Here is a 15,296-nt window from a genome sequence, read left to right as displayed (position 1 = left end):
GGTAAATTAATTGTGGGTGGATGGCTGTCCGAAATCCGACGCGTCGGTGGCAAAGCCGGCTTGATGCTTGAATTGCGCGGCCGTTCAGGTTATGGCACGCGTCAGCTTTCCGTCAAATCCATGCATGAAAGGGGCACTTCATGGCCCGCGTAACCGTTGAAGACTGCATTGACAAGGTCGACAACCGCTTTGAGCTGGTGCTGCTCGCCGGCCACCGCGCCCGCCAGATCTCGCAGGGCGCGCAGATTACCCTGCCGCGCGACAACGACAAGAACCCCGTCGTGGCACTGCGCGAAATCGCCGACGAGATGCTGTCGCCCGACGATCTCAAGGAAGACCTGATCCACTCGCTGCAGAAGCATGTCGAAGTCGACGAGCCGGAGCCCGAGGCACCGGAGCCCGCCGACCAGACGACCGCCTCGGCGATCGACGCGGACGAGCCGGAAGAGAACATCAACTTCGACCGCATGTCGGAAGAAGACCTGCTCGCCGGCATCGAGAGCCTGGTCGCTCCCGAAAAGAGCGACGACTACTGAGACCTATCGAGAATTCTACCCTGCCGGCCACCTGACGCGGCTTTCACCGCTTCCGGTGCTCACGGACCCGAAAGTCCGCTCCGCTCCGGTTCTCGAAAGCCACGCCATCTGACTCGGCAGGGCGAATTCTCAAAAAGGTCTCGCGGCGTGCCAAAACGCTGCCAAACCGGCTTATCGGCACTTCCGCGCCGCCATATCTGTGTTTATCTATGACATGCGTCGCAAGCCCTTGCGGCGCATGATTCATTTCGAATTCCGGGAAGCCGCCCATGATGCGTCAGTATGAGCTTGTCGAGCGCGTGCAGCGCTACAAGCCTGACGTCAACGAAGCGCTGCTCAACAAGGCCTATGTCTACGCCATGCAGAAGCATGGCCATCAGCGCCGCGCCTCTGGCGATCCTTATTTCTCGCATCCGCTCGAAGTGGCGGCGATCCTCACCGACATGCATCTCGACGAGGCGACCATCGCGGTCGCCCTGCTGCATGACACCATCGAGGACACCTCGGCGACCCGCGCCGAGATCGACGAGCTGTTCGGTCCCGACATCGGCAAGCTTGTCGAGGGCCTGACCAAGCTCAAGAAGCTCGACCTCGTCTCCAAGAAGGCCGAGCAGGCGGAAAACCTGCGCAAGCTTCTGCTGGCCATCTCCGAGGACGTGCGCGTGCTCCTGGTCAAGCTCGCCGACCGGCTGCACAACATGCGCACGCTGCACCACGTGCCCGAGAGCAAGCGCCTGCGCATCGCCGAGGAGACGATGGACATCTATGCGCCGCTCGCCGGGCGCATGGGCATGCAGGGCATGCGCGAGGAGCTCGAGGAGCTCGCCTTCCGCTACATCAATCCCGAGGCCTACCGCACCGTCACCGAACGGCTGGCCGAGATGTCGGAGCGCTCGAAGGGCGTGCTCGGCGACATCGAGAAGGCGCTGTCGGCGCAGTTCGAGAAATACGCCATCAAGGCCGAGGTGAAGAGCCGGCAGAAGAAGCCGTGGTCGGTGTTCCGCAAGATGGAGACCAAGGCGCTGTCGTTCGAGCAACTGTCCGACATCTTCGGCTTCCGCGTCGTCGTCGATTCCGTCGAGGATTGTTATCGTGCGCTCGGCTCGATCCACACGACATGGTCGATGGTGCCGGGGCGGTTCAAGGACTACATCTCGACGCCGAAGCAGAACGACTACCGCTCGATCCACACCACCATCGTCGGTCCGTCGCGCCAGCGCATCGAGCTGCAGATCCGCACCCGCGAGATGAACAAGATCGCCGAATATGGCGTCGCCGCGCACTCGATCTACAAGGACAATGCCGGCAAGGCCACCAATGGCGCCGGCCACACCATCTCCAAGGAAACCAATGCCTATGGCTGGCTCAGGCGCACCATCGAGCAGCTCGCCGACGGCGACAATCCCGAGGATTTCCTCGAAAACACCAAGCTCGAGCTGTTCCAGGACCAGGTCTTCTGCTTCACGCCCAAGGGCATGCTGATCGCGCTGCCCAGGGGGGCGACCCCGATCGACTTCGCCTACGCGGTGCATACCGACGTTGGCGACACCTGCGTCGGCGCCAAGGTCAACGGCCGGGTGATGCCTTTGATGACCGAGCTCAAGAATGGCGACGAGGTCGAGATCATCCGCTCCAAGGCGCAGGTGCCGCCGGCGGCGTGGGAATCGATCGTCGTCACCGGCAAGGCGCGCTCGGCGATCCGGCGGGCGACCAAGAACGCCATCCGCAAGCAATATTCCGGCCTCGGCGCCCGCATCCTCGAACGCGCCTTCGAGCGCGCCGGCAAGAAGTTCTCCAAGGACAGCCTGAAGTCGGTGCTGCACCGCCTGGCGCGCAAGGACATCGAGGACGTGCTGGCGTCCGTCGGTCGTGGCGAGCTGTCGTCCAACGACGTCGTCCGCGCCGTCTTCCCCGACTACAAGGAAGAGCGCGCCACCCATCCGGCCAAGCCGCGCGAGGAGGGCTGGTCGAAGATCCGCAACGCCGCCGGCATGCTGTTCCAGATTCCCGGCCGCTCGACCGCGCCGTCGCGCAAGGAACAGAAGGCGCAAGGCAGTGCCGTGCCGATCCGCGGCGTCAGCGGCGACCTGCCGGTTCGTTTCGCCCCCGAGGGGGCGGTGCCGGGCGACCGCATCGTCGGCATCATGCAGCCGGGCTCCGGCATCACCATCTACCCGATCCAGTCGCCGTCGCTGATGGCCTTTGACGACCAGCCGGAGCGCTGGATCGACGTGCGCTGGGACCTCGACGAGGGCTCGAAGGAGCGTTTCCCGGCCCGGCTTTCGGTGACCGCGATCAATGCGCCGGGCTCGCTCGCCGACATCGCCCAGGTGGTGGCGGCCAACGACGCCAACATCCATACGCTGTCGATGATCCGCACCGCACCCGACTTCACCGAAATGCTGCTCGATCTCGAAGTCTGGGATCTGAAGCACCTGAACCGGCTGATCTCCCAGCTCAAGGACAACTCCAGCGTCAGCGATGCCCGCCGCGTTAACGGCTGAGGCAGGGGCTGAGGCAGGCGCGCTGGACTGAAGACAGGAAAGACGACGATGCAGACACAAGACGTTCTCGACATTTTCCGCTCGGCCGGCGCCGTGCTCGAAGGCCATTTCATCCTGACCTCGGGCCTGCGCAGCCCGGTGTTCCTGCAGAAGGCACGCGTCTTCATGCATGCCGACAAGACCGAGGCGTTGTGCAAGGCGCTGGCCGAGAAGATCCGCACCGAGGTCAAGGGCGACATCGACTATGTCGTGGGCCCGGCGATCGGCGGGCTGATCCCGGCCTATGAGACCTCCAGGCACCTCAAGGTGCCGGCGATCTGGGTCGAGCGCGAGCAGGGCACCTTCCGCCTGCGCCGCTTCGAGATCGAGAAAGGCGCGCGTGTCGTCATCGTCGAGGACATCGTCACGACGGGCCTGTCGATCCGCGAGACCATCGCTTGCCTGAACGAACTCGGCGCCGAGGTGGTGGCCGCCGCCTGCATCATCGACCGCTCGGGCGGCAAGACCGATGTCGGCGTGCCGCTGGTAGCCCTTGCCGAATATGAAGTGCCGGCCTATCCGGCCGACCAGCTGCCGCCGGAACTGGCGGCGATCCCGGCGATCAAGCCGGGCAGCCGGAATATCTGAGGCTTCAGTTGAGCCCGGTCACCCCCCTCTGGCCTGCCGGCCATCTCCCCCGCAAGGGGGGAGATCAGCAGCTTGGGCCAATTGCCCCGAGAGGGAAAATATGATCCTCGGCATCGGCAGCGATCTTGTCGACATCAGGCGGATCGAGAAATCGATCGTCCGTCATGGCGAGCGCTTCATCCAGCGTATCTTCACCGATGCCGAGCAGGCGCGCGCCGAGGGGCGGCGGGGGCGGATCGCGTCTTATGCCAAGCGTTTCGCCGCCAAGGAGGCCTGTTCCAAGGCGCTCGGCTGCGGTATATCAGAAGGTGTGTTCTGGCGCGACATGGGCGTGGTCAACCTGCCGGGCGGGCGGCCGACGATGGAGCTGACCGGCGGCGCCGCGCACCGGCTGGCGACGATGTTGCCCGAAGGCCATCGCGCGGTGGTGCACCTGACCATCACGGATGATTTTCCGCTTGCGCAAGCCTTTGTGATCATCGAGGCGCTGCCGGTCGAACAACCGCCACTATCTTAGGCTTTTGGCACCGGCTTGGACATTGCTCCTGGGGCGGTGAGCCCTTATACCCATCGCGCCCCCAATCGGTGACGACAAGGGCGTGGTTGAAAACGAGGACGACATGAGCGTGGCTGAAAAACAGAAGAAGTCCGGCGGGCTCGGCGAGACCGTGAGCGTCATCGTCCAGGCGCTGCTGCTCGCTTTGGTGATCCGGTCGCTGCTGTTCCAGCCGTTCTCGATTCCGTCGGGCTCGATGCGGCCGACGCTGCTCGAGGGCGACTATCTGTTCGTCACCAAGTGGGCCTATGGCTATTCGCGCTATTCGCTGCCGTTCTCACCGGACCTGTTCTCGGGCCGCCTCTTCGGCTCGGATCCCGAGCGCGGCGACGTCGTCGTCTTCAAGTTCCCGCCCAATCCGTCGCTCGACTACATCAAGCGCGTCGTCGGCCTGCCCGGCGACCGCATCCAGATGAAGGACGGCCAGCTCTACATCAACGGCACCGCCGTGCCGCGCGAGAAGGTCGGCCAGATCGACAACCCCGATATCACCGAGGTCAACCGTCCGGTCGACGTCTATCGCGAGACGCTGCCGAACGGCGTCTCCTACGACACGCTCGACCTGACGCCGGATGCGATCGGCGACAACACGCGTGAATTCGTCGTGCCCGAAGGCCACTTCTTCATGATGGGCGACAACCGCGACAACTCGACCGACAGCCGCTTCAATGTCGGCTTCGTGCCTGCCGATCACCTCGTCGGCCGCGCCAACATCGTCTTCTTCTCGATCGCCAGCGGCGCAAGCCCGCTCGAGATCTGGAAGTGGCCGACCGAGATGCGCGCCTCGCGCCTGTTCAACTTCGTCCGATAGGCATGGCAGGCAAACGGCTCACCGCCACGGAACTCGCCGACGCGCTGCAACTCCGCACCGGCCATAATTTCCGCGACCATCAGCGCCTGCAACGGGCGCTGACGCATGGCAGCGCGCGCAGCGCCAATGCCGGCGTCGACTACGAGCGTTTCGAGTTCCTGGGCGACCGGGTGCTCGGCCTCGCCGTTGCCGACATGCTTGTGTCGGATTTTCCCGATGCGCCCGAAGGCGAGCTGTCGGTCCGTCTCAACGCGCTGGTCAACGCCGAGGCGCTGGCCCAGATCGCCGACGAGATCGGCCTTGCCGAACTGATCCGCGCCGGCTCGGAAGTGCGCAATCTGGCCGAGCGCAAACGCGTCAACCTGCGTGCCGACGCGCTGGAATCGCTGATCGCCGTCATCTATCTCGACGGCGGGCTGGACGCGGCCAAGCGCTTCATCCACAAATTCTGGAAGCCGCGCGCCAAGGCCGTGGGGGCGGCACGCCGCGACCCCAAGACCGAACTGCAGGAATGGGCGCACCAGGCGTCGACTTCAGTGCCTGCCTACGAGATCGAAAGCCGCACCGGCCCTGATCACGACCCCGTCTTTTCGGTGATCGTGCGGGTCGGACAATTTTTGCCCGCCACCGGCACCGGACGCTCCAAGCGCGAGGCCGAGCAGAGCGCTGCCGCAGCCTTGCTGGTGCGCGAGGGCGTATGGAAGAATGAGGAGACCGCATCGTGACCGATGCCCCTGAAACCACACTGCCCGCAACGGGCGGCACCCGCTCGGGTTTCGTCGCCCTGCTGGGTGCGCCGAATGCCGGCAAGTCGACGCTGGTCAACCAGCTCGTCGGCGCCAAGGTGTCGATCGTCACCCACAAGGTGCAGACCACCCGCGCCATCGTGCGCGGCATCGCCACTCACGACACCGCCCAGATCGTGTTCATCGACACGCCGGGCATCTTCAAGCCGAAGCGCCGCCTCGACACCGCGATGGTGACGACTGCCTGGGGCGGCGCCAAGGATGCCGACCTGATCCTGGTGCTGATCGATGCCGAGCGTGGCATCAAGGGCGATGCCGACGCCATCCTCGAACGGCTCAAGGATGTGCGTCAACCCAAGGTGCTGATCCTCAACAAGGTCGATCGGGTCGATCCCGAAAAGCTGTTGAAGCTGACCGCAACCGCCAATGAGCGCGTCGACTTCGAGCGCACCTTCATGGTGTCGGCGCTGACCGGCTCAGGCTGCAAGGATCTGCTCGACTATCTCGCCAGGCGGCTGCCCGAGGGGCCGTGGTATTACCCGGAAGACCAGATCTCCGACCTGCCGATGCGCCAGCTGGCGGCCGAGATCACCCGCGAAAAGCTCTATCTCAGGCTGCACCAGGAATTGCCTTACTCCTCGCATGTCGAGACCGAGAAGTGGGAAGAAAAGCCCGACGGCTCGGTGCGCATCGAGCAGGTCATCTATGTCGAGCGCGACAGCCAGAAGAAGATCGTGCTCGGCCACAAGGGCGAGACCATCCGCGCCATCGGCCAGGCCTCGCGCATGGAAATCGGCGGCATCCTCGAGCAGAAGGTGCACCTGTTCCTGTTCGTCAAGGTGCGCGAAAACTGGGGCGACGACCCCGAGCGTTATCGCGAGATGGGGCTGGATTTCCCGCGCTAGCGCATTTTCTTGCGCAGCAAGGCACGATCAGTTCAGCCCTGCGATCCTGTGGGCTGCAAAGCCCGCCAGGGCGCTGATCGGAATGGCCGCCGCAGATGGGGCGGCCATGAGCAGCATGGCGATGGCGAACAGAGGATGTTCGCCTGCGATCAGCAGGCCCAACGCCATGAGGGCGGCGACCACGAGCGCTGCGCCCGTCCATATCGCCGCCGAAACCGCTGCAATGATCGAGCCACGGGTTCCAAGGCGCTGGATTGTCCGCCATTTCACAAGTGAATAGGCGCAAAAAATGATCGGCGCGAGCAGCAGCGGCCAAGCCATGATGCCCCACATGCCAAGCCTGTCGCCCGCCCGTAGGGCCAAGTAAAACCCTATCGTCAGCAGAGTATATGTTGCGCAGGATACCAGGGCTCGCCTCACCGCGGAGCCTGCTCTGTTGTTCGCATGGACAGGCTCATTTTGGCCAAACCTCGCAGGCTTTTCCACGCAAGACAGTCTAAGGAACAAGTTCGTGTTGGAGCAACAAGTTCAGCTTGGGCTGGTTACCGATCTGGAACTATCGCTCTCGCAATGCTTTTTCTGAATCGGGGCGAGGTGGTGCGACATGCACATGACCGCCCTTTCATCACTCCCGATCGCCGCGCGCGTAGCGGCCCGGCGATTGCCCGACATGGCGGCTGAAGGCGGTGCTGAAGGTGCTGGCCGAGCCGTAGCCGACCTGGCGGGCGACTTCGTCGAGCGCGATGTCCTTGCCGGCGAGCAGGTTCTTGGCCAGCGCCATGCGCCAGGCCTGCAGATATTCCATCGGCCTGATACCGACCGTGCGGGTGAAGCGGTCGAAGAAGGCCGAGCGCGACAGGCCGGCCGCGCCGGCCAGGTCGGCCACCGTCCACGGCCGCTGCGGATCGCCATGCATCCGCCTGATCGCCGCTGAAATCCTGGCATCCGCAAGTCCGCTGAGGAAGCCGGGGGCCGAGCCCTTGGCCCGGCTTGCCCTGAGCGCTTCGATCAGCAGGATCTCGACGAGGCGGCCGAGCACCAGCTCGCGGCCGGCATTGTCCCGGCTCGCCTCCTCGCCGACGAGCCGCACCAGCGTCGAAAGCCGCTCGACACCGCTGATATGGATCATGGCTGGCAGCAGCGACACCAAAAGTGCCGCATCGGGCGAGCCGAAGACGAAATAGCCGCCGAGCAGGCGGACATCGGCGGGGCCGTCCTGCCGGCCGTGGCGAACCTCCTCCGTCGGCGCCGGTGCAGTCTTTGGATCGATGCGCCGTGGCGTCACCGGCTCGAAACCGCACATGGTGAAGGCAGGGGTGGCCGGCAACAGCACGAAATCGCCCTGTTCGAGTACAACCTGTGCTTCCCCATCGACGGCGAGGCGGCATCGGCCTTCGAGCACGGCGCAGAAGCCGGGCTGGCCGAATTCCGAATAACGCACGCCCCACGCGCCGGCGCCGCTGATCCCCTTCGAGAACACGGTGCGCGGCTGCAGCAGCTCGATGACCTGGGCGAGCGGGTCGGTGGTGAGAGTGTCTGCCATTTCAGGACTGTTGCCAATAAAATACGGACTATGGATTGATGATAGTCCTGATATTGGACGGTATTTTCGTGGCGTCAACATCATCAAGGGAAAATGTCATGAAAACCGTACTGATCACCGGATGCTCCTCGGGTTATGGCCTGGAGACCGCCCGTCACTTCCATGCCGGGGGCTGGAACGTCGTTGCCACCATGCGCAGCCCACGCCAGGACATCCTGCCGCGCTCGGAGCGGATGCGGGTGGTTGCGCTCGACGTTACCAATGAGGACAGCATCGCTGCGGCGCTCGCCGCCTGCGGCCCGATCGACGTGCTGGTCAACAATGCCGGCATCGGCCTCGTCGGCGCCTTCGAGGCGATGCCGATGGTGCATGTGCGCAAGCTGTTCGAGACCAACACCTTTGGCGTGATGGCGATGACCCAGGCGGTCATCCCGCAGTTTCGCGCGCGCCGGTCGGGCGTCGTCGTCAACGTGACGTCGAGTGTGACGCTGGCGCCGATGCCGCTGGCCGCCGCCTACACCGCAAGCAAGATGGCGATCGAGGGGTTCACCGGCTCGCTGGCGCATGAGCTCGGCGCCTTCGATGTCAGGGTCAAGCTGGTCGAGCCGGGCTATGCGCCAAGCACGCGTTTTGCCCACAACACCGAGCTGCGGGTCGAGGATCTCATTCCCGAAGCCTATGCCGGCTTTGCCGGGCCGATCTTCGCCGGGTTTGCGACACCTGAAATGGTGACGAAGGAAACCGACGTCGCCGAAGCCGTGTGGTTGGCCGCGAACGATGTGTCGGGGCAGCTGCGCTTTCCGGCGGGACCCGACGCGGTGGCCCTGGCGCAGGCGGGCTGAGTCAGAGCATGATCCCGAAAAGTGGGTGCCGGTTTTCGGAAAAGATCATGCTGCGACAAGAGCATGATCCCGAAAAGTGGGTGCCGGTTTTCGGAAAAGATCATGCTCCAACAAGAGTCAGATCGTAGCGCAGCACGTGGTTGGGGTAGAACTGGTCGTCGATCTGGAAGCGGGTTTCGCCGGCCTTGGCAAAACCCTTCCTCAGATAGAAGTCGGTGGCGCGCTGGTTTTCGGCATTGACCGCAAGCCAGACGTCGGGCCGGCCGGTGCCGGCGCAGATGCGCAGTGCCGCCTCAAGCAGCCTGCCGCCGGCGCCCGAGCCCTGGTGGCGGGGCTGGACATAGAGCTTGGCGATTTCGAGATCGGAACAGCCGGGCACAGGGGAGGGGGCGCCCGATGTGATCTGGATGAAGCCGTCGATCCCGACGGTGTTCTGCGAGACCAGGATTGTCTGGTCTGTCCGCGCCAAGATCTCCTCGAAACCGGCGGCGGTGAAATGCTCGAGCGCATAGTCGGCGAAGAAGGCACTGACACCGTTGCGGATGTAGGTGTTCAGCCAGACTTCCAGCCCGAGTGCTGCGAGGCTGGAGGCATCCGTCAAGTTGGCCGGCCTGATCACGTCTCGATCCATTCTGTCCGCTAAGAGCAAGCAGCGAATAAAGGATGCTTTGATGTTTTGGAAGGTGTGATCCTTAAAACTCAATGTTGCCGGTTGAACGATAAAAATGTTCGCGCGAATAGAGCGCCAGAGTCGCTGTTTCGTTGGAACAAGAAAGCATGTGAAACGTTGTTTAGTGTTGGAGTGCGATGAGCGGGCAATGCACCGCTCCGTGAGGTGCACGAGCACTCCCAGGAGACTGACATGGATACCACCACTCTTCTCATCATCCTTATCGTACTTGTTCTGCTGGGCGGCGGCTGGTTTGGCCGCGGTCGCTGGTATTAATCAACGCTTTCAAGAGCGGGCGTGGCGGTAATTTTGCGCTTCTTGTTCGGCAAGACGTCAGCGACGCAGGTCATAGCCTCGTGCTCGCACTCGCATCAATAACTCCGCACGGCTCCAAACGTTGCCCGTTAGCTGCTGCCTGCCGCCAATCGAATGAAGTTGAGGCATGGCTGAACCAGTAGTCAAATCCGAAGGCCAAAAGGTCGCCGGAGCTGAAGTCGAAAGCTTTCGGAGGGATCTCGGACCGTTTGTCGTTGCCGCTGAAACGACACGCATGGCGATGGTTTTCACGGATGCGAAAGAGCCCGGCAGTCCGATCATTTTCGCCAATGACGCCTTTCTCCGTCTGACCGGATATTTGCGCGCGACGAGTTGCTCGGCCAAAGCTTCAACTTCCTGATCGCGGGCGGCACCGACCTCGATTCTCTGGCGCGCATCGAAGCCACTTTCGCGGGCGACGCCAATGGCGGCTCGGAAATCTGCTACCGCCGAAAGAACGGCAGCGAGTTCTAGTCATCGGGTGAAGAATACGCTTGCCACTGTGCAGTCGATTGTCTGGCAGGCGCTGCGAAACACCTCCAATCCCGACGTGATCAGGGACTCCATCGAGTCGCGCCTCTTTGCGCTCTCACGGTCGCATGACCTGTTGACCCGCGAGAACTGGGAAGGTGCGGGGTTGCTCGATCTGATCAAGGCAGCCCTGGAGCCGTTCGGGATCGCAAATGGCAGGTCGCAGCACGTTGTCATCACCGGCAGCAACATCCGCGTCTCACCCAAGGTTACCCTGGCACTGGGCATCGCCTTCCATGAACTTGCGACCAATGCGGTAAAATACGGCGCGTTTTCCAACAATGTTGGGTCCGTCCTGATTTCATGGACGATCGAGCCCTCGCCTGAGGGCGGTCGGCTTGTCGTGCGCTGGCAGGAGAAGGACGGTCCGCCGGTCATGCCACCGTCCAGAAAGGGTTTTGGCTCGCGGGTCCTGGAGCGCGGCCTGGCACACGAACTGGATGGCGCGGTCGATCTCGACTACCGGGTGGAAGGCGTTGTCTGCACGATGGACTTTCCTGCCGCCTGTGGTGTTCGCGATGAATAGGCTGCTTTGTGATGCTCGTCCTCCTCATGATCGAAGACATGCTGGCCGACCTCGGCTGCGTGTCGGTGATCGCTGCCGCCACGGTCGAGCAGGCGCTTGCCCTCATCACGGCGCATGATTTCGATGCCGCCATGGTGGACATGAACCTGAATGGCGACAACACCTATGTCGTGGCCGACGCGCTCGCCGCGCGCGGCGTACCTTTCGTCTTTTCGACGGGCTATAGCGGCCACATGAAGGACGGCTACCGTGATCGGCCGGTCCTGAAGAAGCCGTTCATGGACAAGGAACTGGCCGAGATGTTTGCCCACCTGCTGTCAGGCTGACCGGCAAAATCAGGAAACGCCGCGCCCACTGCTGCTCTGAAAAAGAGCTGGCGTCCTGTTGGGTCCCTGGACGGCCAGCATGCGCAGCCGCTGCCCACGCCACATCAGCAGGCTAGCGCCGACGTGCGGACCTTGCCCGTGTCGTCGGCGGTTTCGGCGAACGGCTGGCAGTTGTCGTCGTCGCCGACTTCAGCAATTTGCGGAAGCTCGGGCATTCCATGTGCGAGGGCGCGGGACAGTCGGCGACGTGGCGTATGACGTCGCGCAGCATCCTGAGCTCTATGATCTGCCGCTCCAGCTCCCTGGCCCTGGCATGGAGCTGGTCGCGCGGAATGTCGGGGCGGTCATCGCTGCCGAACATGCCCGATATCTCGGGCAGCGAGAAGCCGGCAGCCTTGCCCATGGCGATGAGCGACAGCTTCATCAGCACGTCGTGGTCGAACTGCCGCCGCAGGCCGTGCCGCGCAACCGAGCGGATCAGGCCGATCTCCTCGTAATAGCGCAGCGTCGACGGCGGCACGCCGGAGCGTGCAACGACCTCGCCAATATCCAGGAAATGCATGCTTGACCTCAAGTTGGCTTGAATTCGTACGCTGTGCCGAACAGTCGAATTCAGCAAGAGGAAAAATCATGCAAGTCATTCAACAAACACTGGAAAGGCCGGTCTGGATGGACGGGCGCGCGCTCGCCCTGCTGTTGGCCGCATCGCTCACCACCATGGCCAACGCGACGATCAGCCCGGCGCTGCCCGGGCTCGAGCGGCTGTTTGCAGGCGATCCGAACGCCGCGATGCTGACCCGGCTGCTGGTGCCGGCGCCGTCGCTCAGCGTCGCCTTGTTCGCGCCCTTTGCCGGCTTGGCGGTGGATCGGTTCGGCCGCCGCCTGCTGCTGCTTTGGGGCGTGATCCTGTTTGCCGTTGCCGGATGCGCCGGATTGGTCCTGCCCGACCTGCCCAGCATCTTCGTGAGCCGCCTCGTTCTCGGGGTGGCGGTGGCACTCATCATGACGGCGCAGACCGCCCTTGTCGGCGACTATTTCAACGGCGACAAGCGCAGTGCCATGACCGGGCTGCAGATTTCGGCACGCAATTTCGGCGGCCTCGTCTTCATCTCGCTTGCCGGATGGGTGGCGGCAATCTCGCCGCGCTGGCCCTTCGCCATCTATGGCCTCGCCATTGTCTTCCTGCCCCTGATGTGGATGGTCATCGTCGACCCCAGGCGGTCGCAGGCACCGGGCGCCAAGGCAACAAGTGACGCTGCCGGGCATCCGTCCTTTGTGCTGTTGCTGTCGCTGCTGGTGCTGCTGCAGGCGCTCACCAACATGATCTTCTTCGTCATGCCGACGCAGATGTCGTTCTTTCTTGAAGCCAAAGGCTATGACGCCGCGATGATGACCGGCGCGATCCTCGGCACGGTGATGCTGTCCGGCGGCAGCTTCGCGCTGCTCTATCCCCGCCTGCAGCGCGCCACCGGTTATGCCGGCATCTTCCTCATCGGTTATGCAGCGATGGCGCTTGGCTTCCTGCTTTTGGTCCTGGCCGCAACGACGCCTGTGCTGTTTGCGGCGGCCGCTGCGATCGGCGCCGGTTACGCGCTGGTTTCGCCGAGCTTCGTTGCGCTGACCTTGAACCTTGCGCCGTTGCGGCACCGGGGCGTCAGCGGCGGCGTGCTGACGGCGTCGATCTTCATCGGCCAGTTCGTCTCGCCGCTGCTCGTCACGCCTTTGATCGCTTGGCATGGCTACGGAACGCTGTTCGGCGGCACGGCGCTGCTGCTGGCCGCGATGGCGATGGCGGCTGGACTGGCCGGCGCCGCTGCGAAGGTCCGCAGGCGCCGAGGCATGTCTTCGAAACCGGCGGCGGGCCGATCTGCCGCTGTCGCGCAATCACCGCGCGTTTCGGGCGACAATGGCGAGGATGGTCTGGAACAGCTCGTCCTTGGCCTCGTCAGGGGTGATGTCGCCGCTTGCGGCGGCGAAGGACAGCGCTTCGGCGGCACCCAGCATCGCCAGAAGTCCTGACGCAGCTACGGTGCCGGCCGGCGCGAACGGGGCGAGCAGGGTCCGGCACTTCTCCATGAAAACAGCTTCATAGTCGCGCTTGACCTTGGCCAGCTCCGGCGAGCCCGCAAGGGCCGAGATCACCCCGGGGATCTCGCGGCCCTGTTCGAGCACGCAGTCGACATAAGACGCGGCGATGACCATCGCCCGGCTCGGCAGGGTCGGCTCGCTGGCCTGGAATGCCGCATCCATCAGCGCGGTCTGGTGCGTGTCGAACTCCTGGTACAGCGCTGCGAGCAAGGCAGGCCGCGTGGCGAAATGATCGTAGACGACGGGTTTTGCTACGCCCGCCTGCTCGGCCAGCCGGGGCAAGGTCAGCGCCTCGGTGCCTTCAGCGCGGATGATGCTCCAGGCGACGTCGACGAGCTGCCGCCGCCGGTCCTGTCGCGACAGGCGGCGGCGCGGTTCCGGTGTTTCAGCGCTTGACGTCATAATGTACCAAAAGTATATACGAAAAGTAGGTTACAAAAAGTATATAAGCTGTGACCGTCGCCCGCAACTGCCAACAGGAATGTCCATATGCACGCGCTCATCGTCGTCGCCCATCCCGATCCCAAGTCACTCAGCCACGGCATCGCAGCACAGCTCGCCGCAGGGGTTGAGATGGCCGGCCACACCCACGAGATCGCCGACATTGCCGGGGAAGGCTTCGACCCGCGCTACACCGCCACCGATCTCGCCGTTCACCGCCGGGAAGTGGCACCTGCTGCCGACGTCGCCGCCGAGCAGGCGCGGATCGACCGCGCCGACACGCTGGTGCTGGTCTACCCCGTCTACTGGTGGTCGATGCCGGCTTTGCTCAAGGGCTGGATCGACAGGGTGTTCGCCAATGGCTGGGCTTATGACGAAGGCGCCGGCATCAGGCCGGTCAAGCGGCTGCGTCATCTCAAGGTGCATCTTGTCGCCATTGGCGGCGCAACCATGCGGACCTATGCCCGGCACGGCTATTTCGGCGCGATGCAGACGCAGATCGACCACGGCATCTTCGACTATGTCGGCGCGCCTGTCGTCACATCGGAGCTTCTGCTCGACACCGAAACGCTGGGGGCGGCCGAGCATCTCGAAGCGGCGCACGCCATCGGCCACAAGCTGTTCGAAGCCGGGCACAGCCGAGGCGTGGCGGCATGAGGCGGTGCGCTACAGCACCAGCAGGCCGAGGCCGCGCAACAGCTCGGTTGCCTGGCTTTTCGAGATCGCCGCACCCTTGAGGATCGCCGCTTCGTTGAGCTTCAGCGGGCCGAGGTCGCAGCCGCGCAAATCGGCACCTTCGAAGCGGCAGGAGCGCATGCTGGCGCCGCGCAGGCTGCAGCCGTCGAAAATCGCCTCGCGGAAATCGCAGCCGGTGAGCTCGGCGTCGCTGAAATCGAGATGGTCAAGCGTCTTGCGCCGGAACGAGATCGCCGGCAGCAGGGCGCTGACCAGCCGGCATTGCCGGAAGTCGGCGCCGATGAACGCGCTGGCGACGAAATTCGCCCCCGTCAGCTTGCTCTGGCTGAAGGTCGAGCCGTTGAGCCGCGACCTTGTCCAGTCGGTGTTGGAGAGGTCGCAATTGTGGAACTGTGCGTCGACGCCATCGATGGCCATGAGTTTGGCGCCCGCCATGCGGCAGCTGGTCCAGCGTGTGTCGGTCAGCGTCGAACCCCTGAGGTCGGCGTCTGAAAGAGTGCAGTCGGCGAAGGTGCAGCCGCTGAAGTCGAGCCGCGACAGATCGTGGCCTGCCAGTTGCAGGCCACTGAAGGAGCGCTGCCCCTGGGCGATGAGGTCGACGAGGGCGGTGGCGGGCGGGTCGGCTGGCATGGT

At 63.8% G+C, this 15,296-nt stretch carries 19 protein-coding genes and 1 pseudogene; 14 read left to right on the top strand and 6 right to left on the bottom strand.

What is annotated here, in order from left to right; translation table 11 throughout:
* Positions 1-140: 140 nt before the first annotated feature.
* The 7 genes from rpoZ (at position 141) to era (ending at position 6,685) form a co-directional block, all read left to right on the top strand.
* Positions 141-536: a DNA-directed RNA polymerase subunit omega gene (gene rpoZ, locus N7E70_RS23075; RefSeq protein WP_067964237.1), complete on the top strand. Its 396-nt coding sequence runs from the start codon at positions 141-143 to the stop codon at positions 534-536.
* 269 nt (positions 537-805) lie between these two features.
* Entirely contained in the window at positions 806-3,040 is a 2,235-nt protein-coding gene (locus N7E70_RS23070) for a RelA/SpoT family protein (RefSeq protein ID WP_067964235.1), read from the top strand.
* A 48-nt stretch (positions 3,041-3,088) separates the two neighbouring features.
* Positions 3,089-3,667: an orotate phosphoribosyltransferase gene (pyrE, locus tag N7E70_RS23065; RefSeq protein ID WP_263007755.1), complete on the top strand. Its 579-nt coding sequence runs from the start codon at positions 3,089-3,091 to the stop codon at positions 3,665-3,667.
* A 100-nt stretch (positions 3,668-3,767) separates the two neighbouring features.
* Complete coding sequence (acpS, locus tag N7E70_RS23060; protein ID WP_154385018.1) at positions 3,768-4,184, top strand: holo-ACP synthase; 417 nt, start codon at positions 3,768-3,770, stop codon at positions 4,182-4,184.
* Between the two features lie 103 nt (positions 4,185-4,287).
* Positions 4,288-5,034 (top strand): signal peptidase I, encoded by a 747-nt coding sequence (lepB, locus tag N7E70_RS23055; RefSeq protein WP_263007754.1) that lies wholly within the window; start codon positions 4,288-4,290, stop codon positions 5,032-5,034.
* A gap of 2 nt (positions 5,035-5,036) precedes the next feature.
* Positions 5,037-5,759 carry a ribonuclease III gene (gene rnc / locus N7E70_RS23050; RefSeq protein ID WP_067964232.1) on the top strand — a complete coding sequence of 241 codons (723 nt, stop codon included), beginning with the start codon at positions 5,037-5,039 and terminating at the stop codon, positions 5,757-5,759.
* A complete protein-coding gene (gene era / locus N7E70_RS23045; protein ID WP_067964230.1) occupies positions 5,756-6,685 on the top strand; it encodes a GTPase Era in 930 nt (309 codons plus the stop codon). Before rnc ends, era begins: the two co-directional genes overlap by 4 nt.
* 27 nt (positions 6,686-6,712) lie before the next feature.
* Here era and N7E70_RS23040 read toward each other — a convergent pair whose 3' ends face one another.
* The gene (locus tag N7E70_RS23040) at positions 6,713-7,018 is read right to left on the bottom strand and encodes a hypothetical protein (RefSeq protein ID WP_115732927.1); all 306 of its coding nucleotides are present in this window, start codon (positions 7,016-7,018) and stop codon (positions 6,713-6,715) included.
* Positions 7,019-7,310: 292 nt separating this feature from the next.
* Complete coding sequence (locus tag N7E70_RS23035) at positions 7,311-8,228, bottom strand: AraC family transcriptional regulator (RefSeq protein ID WP_067964227.1); 918 nt, start codon at positions 8,226-8,228, stop codon at positions 7,311-7,313.
* A gap of 98 nt (positions 8,229-8,326) precedes the next feature.
* On the opposite strand from N7E70_RS23035, the gene N7E70_RS23030 reads away from it, so the two are divergent.
* On the top strand, positions 8,327-9,070 hold the full coding sequence (locus N7E70_RS23030) for an SDR family oxidoreductase (protein WP_263007753.1): 744 nt from the start codon (positions 8,327-8,329) through the stop codon (positions 9,068-9,070).
* Positions 9,071-9,170: 100 nt separating this feature from the next.
* Here N7E70_RS23030 and N7E70_RS23025 read toward each other — a convergent pair whose 3' ends face one another.
* Complete coding sequence (locus tag N7E70_RS23025) at positions 9,171-9,701, bottom strand: GNAT family N-acetyltransferase (protein ID WP_154385022.1); 531 nt, start codon at positions 9,699-9,701, stop codon at positions 9,171-9,173.
* Between the two features lie 481 nt (positions 9,702-10,182).
* On the opposite strand from N7E70_RS23025, the gene N7E70_RS23020 reads away from it, so the two are divergent.
* From N7E70_RS23020 to N7E70_RS23005, 4 genes are read left to right on the top strand one after another with little or no spacing between them, the layout of a single operon-like run.
* The gene (locus N7E70_RS23020; protein ID WP_269441419.1) at positions 10,183-10,416 is read left to right on the top strand and encodes a hypothetical protein; all 234 of its coding nucleotides are present in this window, start codon (positions 10,183-10,185) and stop codon (positions 10,414-10,416) included.
* Complete coding sequence (locus tag N7E70_RS23015) at positions 10,389-10,529, top strand: hypothetical protein (protein ID WP_245432062.1); 141 nt, start codon at positions 10,389-10,391, stop codon at positions 10,527-10,529. Before N7E70_RS23020 ends, N7E70_RS23015 begins: the two co-directional genes overlap by 28 nt.
* A gap of 7 nt (positions 10,530-10,536) precedes the next feature.
* The gene (locus N7E70_RS23010) at positions 10,537-11,112 is read left to right on the top strand and encodes a sensor histidine kinase (RefSeq protein ID WP_269441418.1); all 576 of its coding nucleotides are present in this window, start codon (positions 10,537-10,539) and stop codon (positions 11,110-11,112) included.
* A gap of 11 nt (positions 11,113-11,123) precedes the next feature.
* Complete coding sequence (locus tag N7E70_RS23005; RefSeq protein ID WP_115732923.1) at positions 11,124-11,438, top strand: response regulator; 315 nt, start codon at positions 11,124-11,126, stop codon at positions 11,436-11,438.
* 112 nt (positions 11,439-11,550) lie between these two features.
* Here N7E70_RS23005 and N7E70_RS23000 read toward each other — a convergent pair whose 3' ends face one another.
* Positions 11,551-12,000: a helix-turn-helix domain-containing protein gene (locus N7E70_RS23000; protein ID WP_067964220.1), complete on the bottom strand. Its 450-nt coding sequence runs from the start codon at positions 11,998-12,000 to the stop codon at positions 11,551-11,553.
* A 68-nt stretch (positions 12,001-12,068) separates the two neighbouring features.
* On the opposite strand from N7E70_RS23000, the pseudogene N7E70_RS22995 reads away from it, so the two are divergent.
* Positions 12,069-13,085, top strand: a pseudogene (locus tag N7E70_RS22995) (MFS transporter); the annotation flags it as partial.
* A 237-nt stretch (positions 13,086-13,322) separates the two neighbouring features.
* Here N7E70_RS22995 and N7E70_RS22990 read toward each other — a convergent pair.
* The gene (locus N7E70_RS22990) at positions 13,323-13,928 is read right to left on the bottom strand and encodes a TetR/AcrR family transcriptional regulator (RefSeq protein WP_263007752.1); all 606 of its coding nucleotides are present in this window, start codon (positions 13,926-13,928) and stop codon (positions 13,323-13,325) included.
* 87 nt (positions 13,929-14,015) lie between these two features.
* On the opposite strand from N7E70_RS22990, the gene N7E70_RS22985 reads away from it, so the two are divergent.
* Positions 14,016-14,624 carry an NAD(P)H-dependent oxidoreductase gene (locus N7E70_RS22985; RefSeq protein WP_263007751.1) on the top strand — a complete coding sequence of 203 codons (609 nt, stop codon included), beginning with the start codon at positions 14,016-14,018 and terminating at the stop codon, positions 14,622-14,624.
* A gap of 9 nt (positions 14,625-14,633) precedes the next feature.
* Here the strand turns inward: N7E70_RS22985 and N7E70_RS22980 are convergent, their stop codons facing one another.
* Positions 14,634-15,293 (bottom strand): pentapeptide repeat-containing protein, encoded by a 660-nt coding sequence (locus N7E70_RS22980; protein ID WP_263007750.1) that lies wholly within the window; start codon positions 15,291-15,293, stop codon positions 14,634-14,636.
* Positions 15,294-15,296: the final 3 nt, after the last annotated feature.

Source organism: Aminobacter sp. NyZ550 (genome assembly GCF_025628925.2).
Classification (GTDB): Bacteria; Pseudomonadota; Alphaproteobacteria; order Rhizobiales; family Rhizobiaceae; genus Aminobacter; species Aminobacter ciceronei.
The sequence above is the reverse complement of the archived record's forward strand: the minus strand, read 5'-3'. Positions and strand labels throughout refer to the sequence as shown.